The 11,693-nt window shown below is 59.4% G+C and carries 7 protein-coding genes; 6 read left to right on the top strand and 1 reads right to left on the bottom strand.

Features of this window, described 5'->3' with window-relative positions; translation table 11 throughout:
• Positions 1-44: 44 nt before the first annotated feature.
• Positions 45-1,616 carry an ArnT family glycosyltransferase gene (locus HDF14_RS17960; RefSeq protein ID WP_183979356.1) on the top strand — a complete coding sequence of 524 codons (1,572 nt, stop codon included), beginning with the start codon at positions 45-47 and terminating at the stop codon, positions 1,614-1,616.
• 66 nt (positions 1,617-1,682) lie between these two features.
• Here the strand turns inward: HDF14_RS17960 and HDF14_RS17955 are convergent, their stop codons facing one another.
• Positions 1,683-2,699 (bottom strand): MBL fold metallo-hydrolase, encoded by a 1,017-nt coding sequence (locus tag HDF14_RS17955; protein WP_221304757.1) that lies wholly within the window; start codon positions 2,697-2,699, stop codon positions 1,683-1,685.
• Positions 2,700-2,836: 137 nt separating this feature from the next.
• Here HDF14_RS17955 and HDF14_RS17950 point away from each other — a divergent pair, with 137 nt between their 5' ends.
• From HDF14_RS17950 to HDF14_RS17930, 5 genes are all read left to right on the top strand, one after another.
• Positions 2,837-3,217: an HPF/RaiA family ribosome-associated protein gene (locus tag HDF14_RS17950; protein WP_183979354.1), complete on the top strand. Its 381-nt coding sequence runs from the start codon at positions 2,837-2,839 to the stop codon at positions 3,215-3,217.
• Positions 3,218-3,537: 320 nt separating this feature from the next.
• Entirely contained in the window at positions 3,538-4,821 is a 1,284-nt protein-coding gene (locus tag HDF14_RS17945) for an alginate lyase family protein (RefSeq protein ID WP_183979352.1), read from the top strand.
• 62 nt (positions 4,822-4,883) lie between these two features.
• Positions 4,884-5,081: a DUF1771 domain-containing protein gene (locus HDF14_RS17940; protein ID WP_183979350.1), complete on the top strand. Its 198-nt coding sequence runs from the start codon at positions 4,884-4,886 to the stop codon at positions 5,079-5,081.
• Positions 5,082-5,247: 166 nt separating this feature from the next.
• Positions 5,248-7,065 carry an ABC transporter ATP-binding protein gene (locus HDF14_RS17935; RefSeq protein ID WP_260698372.1) on the top strand — a complete coding sequence of 606 codons (1,818 nt, stop codon included), beginning with the start codon at positions 5,248-5,250 and terminating at the stop codon, positions 7,063-7,065.
• Between the two features lie 83 nt (positions 7,066-7,148).
• A complete protein-coding gene (locus HDF14_RS17930) occupies positions 7,149-11,636 on the top strand; it encodes a glucoamylase family protein (RefSeq protein WP_183979348.1) in 4,488 nt (1,495 codons plus the stop codon).
• Positions 11,637-11,693 lie beyond the last annotated feature (57 nt).

Raw genomic sequence — 11,693 nt, 5'->3', positions numbered from 1 at the left:
GAAAAGATCGAACCTTCTCCCATCATCGTCCGTACTCCACTCGCATGAGCGCAACCACTCCAGCGACGATCGTCTCCGCCCCATCTCGTCCATCCTCCGTCCTCACTACCGGCACAGCTCTCATCTGCTACGTCGCGCTCGTGCGCATCGTTCTCTACTTCCTGGCAGGCCCGCACTACGGATACTTTCGCGACGAACTCTACTACCTCGCATGCGGCGAACATCCCGCATGGGGCTACGTCGACCAGCCCCCTCTCATCGGCTGGGTCGCATGGCTGCTCCAGCACACCATCGGCACATCGCTCTGGGCCCTGCGTCTTCTACCCGCCCTCGCCGGCACCGCAACCATCGTCCTCGCCGGAGTGATCGCACGCGAACTGGGAGGCCGCCGCTGGGCCATCTTCCTCGCCTCGCTCGCCGCACTGATGGCGCCCGTATCGCTCGCTCTCTCGCACCTCTTCACCATGAACGCCTTCGACCCGCTGCTCTGGGCCGTACTGGCGTGGCTAGTAATCCGCATCGCCAAAACGAACGAGCAACCCCTCTGGCTCGTCTTCGGAGCACTCGCCGGTCTCACCATACTCAACAAATACGCGATCCTCTTCTGGCTCTCAGGTCTCGTCCTCGGCATATGCGTAACGCCTCTCCGCCAAAGCCTTCGTCACCGCTGGTTCTGGTTTGGGTCAGTCCTCGCCGCGGCCATAGCGCTGCCCAACTTCCTCTGGCAGTGGCATCACCAGTTTCCCTTCCTGCAACTCATGCACAACGTTCGCGAGAGTGGCCGCGATATCGCGCTCTCCCCGCTTCCCTACCTTCAGGCGCAGGCGCAGATGCTCGGCTTCGTCGCCGCGCTCCTCGTGCCCTTCGCGCTCCTCTTCTTCTTTTCCAAACAGGGACGCCCGTTTCGCGCTCTAGGCTGGGCCTATCTCATCTTCCTCGCCGAGATGATGTTCCTTCACGGCAAGATGTACTACGTAGCGCCCGTCTATCCCATCATGTTCGCCGCTGGCGCCGTCTGGATCGAAGCCGCAACCCAACGCCGTCTCTGGATCTGGGTCAAGCCCACTCTCGCCGCCGCCATGACAGTGATCGCCGGTATCTATGTCCCCACCATTCTCCCCATCCTCAGCGTCCCGAACTTCCTCACCTACGAGCACAAGCTAGGCATCGAGCAGCAGCAGTTCGAGCACACCAAACCCGGCGTTCTTCCCCAGCTCTACGCCGACATGTTCGGCTGGGAGGAGATCGCGCAACGCGTAGCCGCCTTCTATCACACTCTCCCGCCGGAAGAGCAACGCAAGACCGCCATCTTCGCCAACAACTACGGAGACGCCGGTGCCATCGACTACTTCGGACCGAAGTACGGCATCCCCAAAGCCATCGGAGGCCATCAGAACTATTGGATCTGGGGCCCACGCGACTACACCGGCGAGAGCATGATCGTCCTCGGAGAGGGCAACGAGCGCAACATGCAGACCAAGTGCACCAGCTACTCCACCATCGGCAACACTGAGCATCCCCTCTCGCGTCTCGATTCATGGGGTCCCATCTACTACTGCCGCGGATTCAAATGGAATCTGCGAACGATCTGGCCGGATCTCAAGCGTTGGGGATAATCTCTGCCACCTTTCCGCATAAGCGTCTAACGTCGCAATCTGCCTTTCCACCAACTTCACCGCCACTCAAGCAAACTCCCACCCATAGCTACTTCCCTTCCGCGTAATCCGTCCAGCAGAGCTATCGCTAAAGTGACTGCTGAAATAAGTAGCCCCCGTCTCAGCCGCACGATCCAGCAAGATCAATCGCGAACCACGAGACTCCGTCGGAAACTCACAAAACATCGAAGCCACCTCCGGCTGATAGATCTCAACCGGATGATGCAGCACATCGCCGCCGAACAAAGCCTCTTCCCCCTTCGACCGAAGAACAATCGCAGCATGATCAATACTGTGTCCCGGCGTCGGAACAAACGAGATCCCCTCGAGCACTTCTCTCCCGTCTACCTTAATCAACTCATCCCGTCCAGCCTCGAGAATCGGCACCACGCTGTCGAGATAAGTTCCCCGCGTCGGAGTTCGCACCGGCGTTCCCATATTCACTGCTGATCGCACCGCTTCCGCACGACCGTCTTCATGGTGCAGCCCCGCGCCATATCTCTGCTCCACCGCCGAAAACATATACGTGGCATTTGGAAACGTAGGAACCCACACCCCGTCCTCATCCAATCGCGTGTTCCACCCAACATGATCCGCATGCAGATGCGTCAGCAGCACATAGTCCACCGCCTCTGGTTCCACACCCTCAGCGCCAAGCCGATCGAGAAACGGAGTATCAAGTTGATGGAACATCGACGCCGAACGACGGTTCTTCCCATTGCCAATTCCGGTATCAATCAAGATCGTATGTTCGGGCGTCTTCACAAGCCACGTATGCACGCTCAGAACAATATTCTCCATTCCTGATGACCCCGACCTCGGCGCAATTCCATCCGGACACTCGTTCAACGCGTCAGTGCGAAACCCGGGCAACAGAGTCGCAAGACTGAAGCTCGCAAGCTCCGCCTCCGGAATCTTCGTGACCGTCACATCTCCGATTCGATAGTGCCTCGCCTCGCTGGTCATGCGGTCGACCTCACTTGCTCTCCTCTCAAACGTCCATCCCGGCGACTGCAGAGATGCGAGGATCTTCAAGACCGTCAAGTCTAACGCTCGTTGCCACCAGAGTGCCACTGGAAGGAAATCGCTTCACCGGCGACTAAGCCTGTGCAAAAAAACCGGCCACTTAAAACCGATCTGCTGCGTCTAATCGTGAATGTAAGTGAGAAGGAGTTTAACGAATGCAGATTCAGATCAGCAGCGATAAAAACATCTCCATGCATAGCAAACTCTCCAACCTGATCGATTCCGACCTAAATCGGATCCTCGACCGATTCAAAGATGAAATCACCCGCGTTGAGGTCCATCTCAGCGACGAAAACGGAGACAAATCAGGAGCGCAAGACAAACGCTGCAGCCTCGAAGTTCGTCCTAAACGCCATCAGTCGCTGGCCGTCACCAATGACTCCTCCGACATCCCCACCGCGGTCACCGGCGCCGGCGCCAAAATGGTGCGGCTACTGGTCAGCACCTTCGGTCGCATCGAAGACAAAAACCGCTCCCTTACGACCAGAGCCAGCGGCGAGGGTCAAAATCTGGTTCTCAAACCCGACGCCATCTAAAATCTGTCAAGCCCCAAAACCGCAAATCCCCGCGCCAAACAAGAACATTCGTGTGGCGTATGAGTTCCCTTCCACCAGCTACAATAAAAACAGGAACAACAGAAGGCCCCGGCTCAAACCGGGGCTTTCTGCTGCCGCTAACTCACTGATTCAAAGTATTTTGTGCGCAACCCATTTATTTACAATATTTTGCAGACACACTTACTCTGCAAGCTATTGATAAAAATAAGGTTACGCGCAAGATACCCTCAAGGGCGGGAGGGGGGTACCCCCGACAAAACCAATTCCCCGAGCTTCGTGGTAACCTGCGCCGGAGAGGCTTGAACCCCTTGAATCTGATGCTCGTCTCCCGTCGCACCTTCTGCTCACACGCCGCCACCCTCCTCCTCACCCCTCGTCTCCTCGCCTCCCAAACCCAGCCTCAGACAAAAGCCCCAAGTCAACCCACCGCCCGCCCCGACGTAGCCGCCATCGACCACGACCGCATCCTCGCCCAGGCCAACCGCTACCTGACTCAGCCCCCGGTCCCCCTCACAACCCTTCCCGCTCCCCGCAGCCCCGGCACCCCCCACGATTTCTACTCCGAAGCCGAAGACTACTTCCCCGACCCCGCCAACCCCACCGCGCCCTGGGTCGAACACACCGACACCGCCCCCAACCCCGACGCCTACACCGCCCATCGCGACGCTCTTCTCAACCTCAGCCTCTACGTCCCCGCCCTCGCCGCCGCCTACATCCTCACCAGCGACACACGCTACGCCCAACACGCCGCCGCCCACCTCCGCGCCTGGTTCATCGACCCCGCCACCAGCATGACACCCAGCATCCTCTATGGCCAGACCATCCCCCCTGCAAATAACGGACGCCCCGAAGGCGTCGTCGAGGCCGTCCACCTCGCCGAAGTCGTCCAATCCCTCCCCTTCCTCATCAACTCCGAGGCTCTCACCCCCGAAGAACTCACCACCCTCACCAAGTGGTTCACCGACTACTTCGACTGGCTCAACACCTCACGCCTCGCCGGCCTCGCCCGAGATACCAAGAGCCACCTCGGAACCTCCTGGCTCCTCCAGGCCACCGCCATCGCCCACCTCACCGAGCCCAAAGACGACCGCCCCCTCACCACCCTCCGCCACCAGTACAAAAGCTCCACCCTCCGCGCCCAGATCCTCGCCGACGGCACCTTCCCCCACGAGCTCACTACCCCAAACCCCTACCGCAACACCCTCTTCAACCTGGACATGCTCGCCGCCATCTGCCTCCTCCTGTCCACCCGCTTCGAGAGTGTCTGGGACTACGAACTCCAGGACGGCCCCGGCATGCACACCGTCATCGCCCGCCTCTATCCATACTTCCTCAGCCGCGGCACCTGGCCCTACCGAGCCGACGCCACCTACTTCACCTCACTCCCCATCCGCCCACCCAGCCTCCTCTTCGCCGCCCGCGCCTACGACCGCCCCGAGTACGCGACACTCTGGAAGACCCTCCCCCCCGACCCACCCAACCTCGAACTCCAGCGCACCTTCCCCATCCGCCAGCCCCTGCTCTGGGTCACTCGCCCAAAGCCATGGCTCACGCCCGGCATCCCCACCCCTCCAAAAAACTAAACCCTCAACCGAAAAATCTCCCACAGTTCCCACCTGCATCCAACCAACGAAGGAGCACCACCATGCCACAAAGCCCGCACGACCGCGCCGCCGAATATCACAACAAAGCCGCCCACGCCCACAACGCTGCAGCCACTGCCCACGGTAAAGGCGATCATCTCACCGCTCACGAGCTCTCTCAACAAGCCCACGAGCACTCAAAAAAAGCATTCGAACTGTCGAAGGAGGCATCCTCGCAAGCAGCCTCCAACAAGCACTAGTTCTCTCTTCCGAATCTCCTTCGACGAACTCTCCGCACAAACAGTCGCCACGCAATCACTTACCCACGAAGTATCCAACACCTGATAGCTTTACTGCATCCACTTAACGCAGACATATCTTCTATGTGACTGATACTCACTCTTGCAGTCTCACTCTAGGAGCGATTTGAAAGACCGTGTGAATGCTGCGAATCCATGGCGTGATCGGATCAGTGCCCTCCGAAATATGCCTGCCGTTCTGCGTATCCTCTGGGAATCAGGACGCGCTGTCGTAACCTGGGGGCTATTTCTCCGCGTCATCGTCGCCACTCTGCCCTTCGGCATCGCAAAGATAGCCGCCTACATCTTGAATGACATCGCAGAAGTAATCCGCGGCCACGCGCTCGCGCCCAACTTCTGGAAGCTCGTCATCGCCGAAGTCGCCCTCAACGTCTCCCTCGGTCTCATCACCCGCGCCATCGACTACTCCGACTCGCTCCTCGCCAACCGCTACACCCAATACGTCAGTGTCCGCGTAATGGAGCAGGCCGCGCGTCTCGACCTGACCACCTACGAAGATCCCGTCTTCTACGATCGCCTCGAACGCGCACGCGTCCAGGCCACCGATCGCCTCGCGATGATTCAACAGCTGGGCCGCCTTCTCACGCAGATCATCACCACCCTCGCATTCTCAGCAGCGCTCGCCTTCGCTTCTCCGTGGCTCGTTCTCCTGTTAGCCCTCGGCGTCCTACCCTCATTCCTCGGCGAAACCCACTACGCCTTCCTCGGCTACGCCAAAAACTTCCGCCAGACTCCAGCCAAACGCCAAATGGACTACCTGCGCCAGGTAGCCGGAAGCCGCGAAGGCGCAAAAGAAGTAAAGCTCTTCGGCCTGAACAAGTTCTTTACAGACAGATTTCAAAAACTCGCCAATCAGATCTACCTGGAAGACGTCACCCTTTCACGGTCGAAGCTCATCGTCGGCGGCCTGCTCGGCGTCATTGGCACGTTGGGATACTACGGCGCCTACGTCTACGTCATTTGGCGCACCCTCCATGGCGCCTACAACATCGGCCAGTTCGGATTCCTCACCACAGCCATTCAACAAGCCAGTTCCAACCTGCAGCAGGTCTTCTCCACCGCCTCCGGCATCGCCGATCAGGCGCTCTTCCTTACCGACCTCATTGCCTTCTTCGACATGAAACCAACCGTCCTCTCCAAACCCGACGGCCTTCCCGCTCCAGTTCCAATCCAGCGCGGCTTCGAGTTCCGAAACGTCTCCTTCACCTATCCCGGCACCAACCGAACCGTCCTCAAAAATTTCAACCTCACCCTCTCCCCCGGAGAAAGAATCGCCCTCATCGGCGAAAACGGCCAAGGCAAAACCACCGTCGTCAAACTCATCACCCGCCTCTACGATCCAACCGAAGGCCAGATTCTGCTCGACGGCATCGACCTCCGCGAGTACGTCCTCGAAGACCTCCACCGACATATCGGAGTCATCTTCCAGGACTTCATGCGTTTCGAGATGACCGCACGCGAAAACATCGGTGTCGGCCGTGTCGATCAGCCCTATGAAGACAGCGACATCGAAGTCGCCGCACACAAAAGCCTCGCCGACACCGTCGTAGCGAAGCTAGCCGACGGCTACGATCAGATGCTCGGCCGCCGCTTCGAAGGTGGCGTCGAGCTATCCGGCGGAGAATGGCAAAAAATAGCGCTCGCCCGTGCCTACCTCCGCGATGCCCAGCTCCTCATCCTCGACGAACCCACCGCCGCCCTCGACGCACGCAGCGAACTCGAAGTCTTCGAGCGCTTCGCCGAACTGACTCAGGGAAAGATGGCTCTGCTCATCTCTCACCGCTTCTCCACCGTACGTATGGCCGACCGCATCGTCGTACTCTCCGGCGGTCGACTCATTGAAGAAGGCAATCACCAACAGCTCATAGACAAAAACGGGCTCTATGCGAGCATGTTTGAGATGCAGGCCGCAAGCTACAGGTAGGCTCAACACCGCATCTCAACCAGCATTGAGATATTCGAACAGCAGCACTCGCCTCAGCAGCAGAACGATACGAGAAAGGTTCCATGGCACCATCATCAGAGAATCCGCTCACTGCAGAACACTCATTACCACCCACTGCTCCCGCATTGGAGATGCCGACTGCAGGCCTCCCCGAAAGACCATCGGTCTCAGACGAGGAGCTGAGAGAGCGCGCCAACGCACTGAGTCATCAATGGGAGATGGTTCCGGCCAGCACAAAATCCATCGGACTCGCAACCCGCCTCACCAGACTCAAGCAACGACTCGCCGAGGTCCTGCGCACCTGTCGCAAAACCGCCTCCATCCACGAGCTCACCCCCGAGCTCGAACTCCTCGAGAGCACCCGCATGCTGGAGTCCGCGCTCATCGCCGGAGATAACACCGCCGAAACTTTCTCAACTCTCCCTCATGTCAGAGTCAACCAGGATGAGGACCTGCCACGAGCCATCAACCTTACTGAGGGCTATCTCGTCGCAGCAAAAGGCATCTGGTCCGACGAATCGCTCACCGTCTACGTCCAGCAGGCTCAGCAGCGCGATGCCCTCTTGCTCGAAGAGATCACGGTTCTCCCGCAGGCCCTCAAGCTCGCGCAGCTCGAGTACATCCTCGACCGCGCTGAAGAAGCCTTTGCTGCCGGCCCGCTCCCACCCATTGAGCAGTCTCCCTTCTCTGCCATCCTCCACAGCATGCGCCGCCTCAATCAGTTCGAGTGGCGCAACGTCCTCGAGCCTCTCATCGCCTTCGACTCGATCCTCCGCCAGGATCCAGCAGACGTCTTCGCTCACATGGAAGATGAAACACGCCACAACTACCACATGCGGGTAGCCGAACTCGCACACGACGCCGACGCCAGCGAAGTAGAAACCGCTCAAATTGCCCTCAAACTCGCACGCGAAGCCTTCGCAACCTCCGATCCCGATCCACGCCTCGCTATGCGCACAAGGCACATCGGCTACTACCTCTTCGCCGAAGGCCTCCCCGCGCTAAGCCGTCGCATCGGATACCACCCGCCCTTCATCGAACGCGCCCGCACCTTCATCCGCCGCTTCAACGAAGACTTCTACATCCTCGGTATCTTCACGCTCTCCTGCCTTCTCATCGTCGCCATCATCGCGCCGCTCGTGCCGCATCACGCATTCTGGCCAGTCATTGGGGCCCTCCTGCTCGCTCTCCTTCCCGCAACCCAGGGGGGCGTCGACCTCGTCAATAACACCGTCACCGCATTGATGAGCGCCCAGTCTCTCCCAAAAATCGATCTCTCGAAGGGCGTGCCGGACGATGCCATCACCCTCGTCGTCGTTCCCACACTCCTCCTCAGTGAGATCCAGGTTCGCGAACTCTTCGACGAACTCGAAGCCCGTTACCTCTCCAATCAAGACCCCAACATCCACTTCGGCCTACTTACAGACCTACCCGACACCAAAGCTCGCCCACTCGACGAAGACTCCAACCCGCTCGCTAAATTAGCGGTCGACTGTGTCGAACATCTCAACGCAAAGTATCCCCGCGCAAAAGGAGGAGCCTTTTTTCTCCTCCACCGCTACCGCGTCTTCAACTCCCGCCAGGGCGTCTGGATGGGATGGGAGCGCAAACGCGGCAAGCTCCTCGACCTCAACAAATTCTTGTTGAACGAATTCGACAGCTTCCCCCTCAAAGCCGGCCCACTCGAAGCCCTGCAGCACGTCCGCTACGTCATCACGCTCGACTCCGACACCCAACTCCCCCGCGGCACCGCAGCCCGCATGGTCGGCACCATGGCGCACCCCCTCAATCAGGCGATCGTCAACCCGCGCCTTCGCATCGTCACCCAGGGATACGGTATCCTCCAGCCACGCGTAGGCGTCAGCGTCTCCTCCGCATCACGCTCCCGCCTCGCGTCCCTCTACTCCGGCGAAACCGGCTTCGACATCTACACCCGCGCCGTCTCAGATGTCTATCAAGACCTCTTCGGCGAGGGCAGCTTCGCAGGCAAAGGCATCTACGAGGTCGCGATCCTTCACGAAGTCCTCGACCGCCGCTTCCCCCGCAATGCCCTTCTCTCCCACGATCTCATCGAGGGCTCCTACGCCCGTGCCGGCCTCGTCACCGACATCGAAATCATCGACGACTACCCCTCGCACTACTCCGCACACACCCGCCGCAAACACCGTTGGGTGCGCGGCGACTGGCAGATCGCCCGCTGGCTCTTCGCCAATGTCCCCGACGAATCCGGCAAATCCGTTCCCAATCCCATCAACACCATCTCGCGCTGGAAGATCTTCGACAACCTCCGCCGCAGCCTCGTCGAGCCCGTAACATTCCTTCTCTTCCTCCTCGGCTGGTTCATCCTCCCCGGCGGCGCGCTCTACTGGACCATCGCCGGCGTCGTCCTCCTCCTCCTCCCCGTGCTCGTACAACTAGCCTTTAACCTCGGCCGCGCTCTGGCCAAACTCAGCTTCGTCGGAGCACGCGAAGGCTTCATCACTTTCGGCGCGAACTTCGGCTTCACCATGCTGAATCTCACCTTCCTGCCTCACCACATGTTCCTCGCCCTCGATGCCATCGCGCGTTCTCTCAACCGCACATTGGTATCCGGCAAACACATGCTCGAGTGGGAGACCGCCGCACAAGCCGAATCCGGAAAATCACGAACGCCACTCGACATCTACCTCCAGCTCTCTCCCGTCGCCGCTCTCGTCATCGCCGTCATCCTGGCTTTCACGAACCTCCGGTCTCTCGTCGCTGCCGCGCCTGTCCTCATCCTCTGGGCCATCGCACCTCTCGTCGCCATCTGGCTCAACTCACCGGCTACCCGCGAAGAAGGCCCTCTTACTTCAGAAGACACTCACTTCCTCCAGCGGCAGGCGCTCCACATCTGGCGGTACTTCCACGACTTCGGCGACGAGAAAAATCACTGGCTCATCCCCGACAACGTCGAAGAACAAAACAATCTTCAGATCCGAAAGCTCTCCCCCACAAACCTCGGCATGCTCTTCAACGCCCGTCAAGCCGCCTACGAGTTCGGCTTTCTTACACTACCCGAGTTCGCCCAGGCCACACTGGGCACCCTCGAGACCTACGACCGCCTCGAAAAACAGCGCGGCCACATCTACAACTGGTACGACATCGAAACCCTCCGCCCCATCCCACCGCACATCGTCTCCGCAGTTGACAGCGGAAACCTCGCCGCCTCCCTCTACACGCTGCGCACTGGCGCGCTCGATCTCCTCAAGCGCCCTCTTCTCGACCCCGAGACCTTTGCAACCCTGAAACAAATGCAACACCCCTCCGTCAAAACAACAACGACGCCGACACTCGCGCCCCCGGAACCCGCGGCAACAGCGGTAAGATCTCATCTTCGATCCATCCCGCAAACCTCAACCCACCCCACCGACGACTGGTTCACCAACGAGGTCTCCAACCGTCTCGCCGCGCTATCGGTCTTCGCCGAGCAGTACACCCCTTGGCTGCTTCCCCAGTTCGACGGGCTCTTCACCCCACCCCAACTCGACGGCTCCGAGCACAAAGCAATCCCCACCCTCCTCGACGCAACCGACTACGTCACCGAGTTGGAATCGAAGCTCTCCGGTGCATCACGCGACATCCCCACCGGTTCCACGCTCGCCCCCGCCGCAGCCGAACTTCTCGCCCTGCTCTCGACCGCCAAAAGATGTCTCGCCCAACTAAAAGCCGACCTAACCAAAATCTCAGTCGAGGCAGAGCGCCACGCCGACGCCATGGAGTACGGCTTCCTCCTCGTCGAATCCCGCCAACTCCTCTCCATTGGCTACGACGGCATCACCCACGAGCTCCACTCAGCCTGTTACGACCTCCTCGCCTCCGAGGCTCGCATCGCATCTTTCATCGCGGTCGCAAAGGGCGACATCCCACAGCAGTCCTGGTTCCGCCTCGACCGCTCTCACGTCCTCGTCAACGGGCGCGCCGCTCTCCTCTCCTGGACCGGAACCATGTTCGAATACATGATGCCCTCCCTCTGGATGCGCACTTTCCCCGACACTCTCATCGCGCGCTCTCTCGAATCCGCCGTCCGCATCCAGAAGGACCATGTTCACAACATCCCCTGGGGCATCTCCGAATCAGGCTTCTCCAAAAAAGATCCTCAAGGTCGTTACGGCTACCAGGCATGGGGCATCCCAAAACTCGCACTGAAGTACGGAGCCGAAGACGGCCCTGTCATCTCACCCTACTCCAGCTTCCTCGCGCTACCTCTTCTTCGCAAAGACGCCATCACCAACCTCCGACGCATGGCATCCATGGACTGGACCGGAGCCTATGGCTTCTATGAAGCAGCCGACTACACCCAGGGCAATCAACCCGAACTCGTTCGTTCGTGGATGGCACACCATCAGGGCATGTGTCTTCTCGCCGTGACCAACTTGCTCAAAAACAACATCGTGCAGGAGTGGTTCCACGGCACACCTCGCGTCCGAGCTGCCGAACTCCTCCTGCACGAAAAAGCCTTGAGCAAAGAAACCCTCAAAGATCTTGAGAAGCAATCGAAGTTACAAGCTTCAGAAGAGCAACCCGCGTAAATCCTTCACACCAACAAAAATGGGCAGTGAAATCATCCCACTGCCCATCAAGCTTTT

The organism is Tunturiibacter gelidiferens (assembly GCF_014201335.1).
GTDB classification, from domain to species: Bacteria; Acidobacteriota; Terriglobia; order Terriglobales; family Acidobacteriaceae; genus Edaphobacter; species Edaphobacter lichenicola_E.
Note: the sequence above shows the minus strand (reverse complement) of the source record. Positions and strands in the feature narration are given on the sequence as shown.

Coding starts and splice junctions, on each gene's coding strand:
- HDF14_RS17960 (WP_183979356.1), top strand. CDS start 45: ATGAGCGCAACCACTCCAGCGACGATCGTCTCCGCCCCATCTCGTCCA.
- HDF14_RS17950 (WP_183979354.1), top strand. CDS start 2,837: ATGCAGATTCAGATCAGCAGCGATAAAAACATCTCCATGCATAGCAAA.
- HDF14_RS17940 (WP_183979350.1), top strand. CDS start 4,884: ATGCCACAAAGCCCGCACGACCGCGCCGCCGAATATCACAACAAAGCC.
- HDF14_RS17930 (WP_183979348.1), top strand. CDS start 7,149: ATGGCACCATCATCAGAGAATCCGCTCACTGCAGAACACTCATTACCA.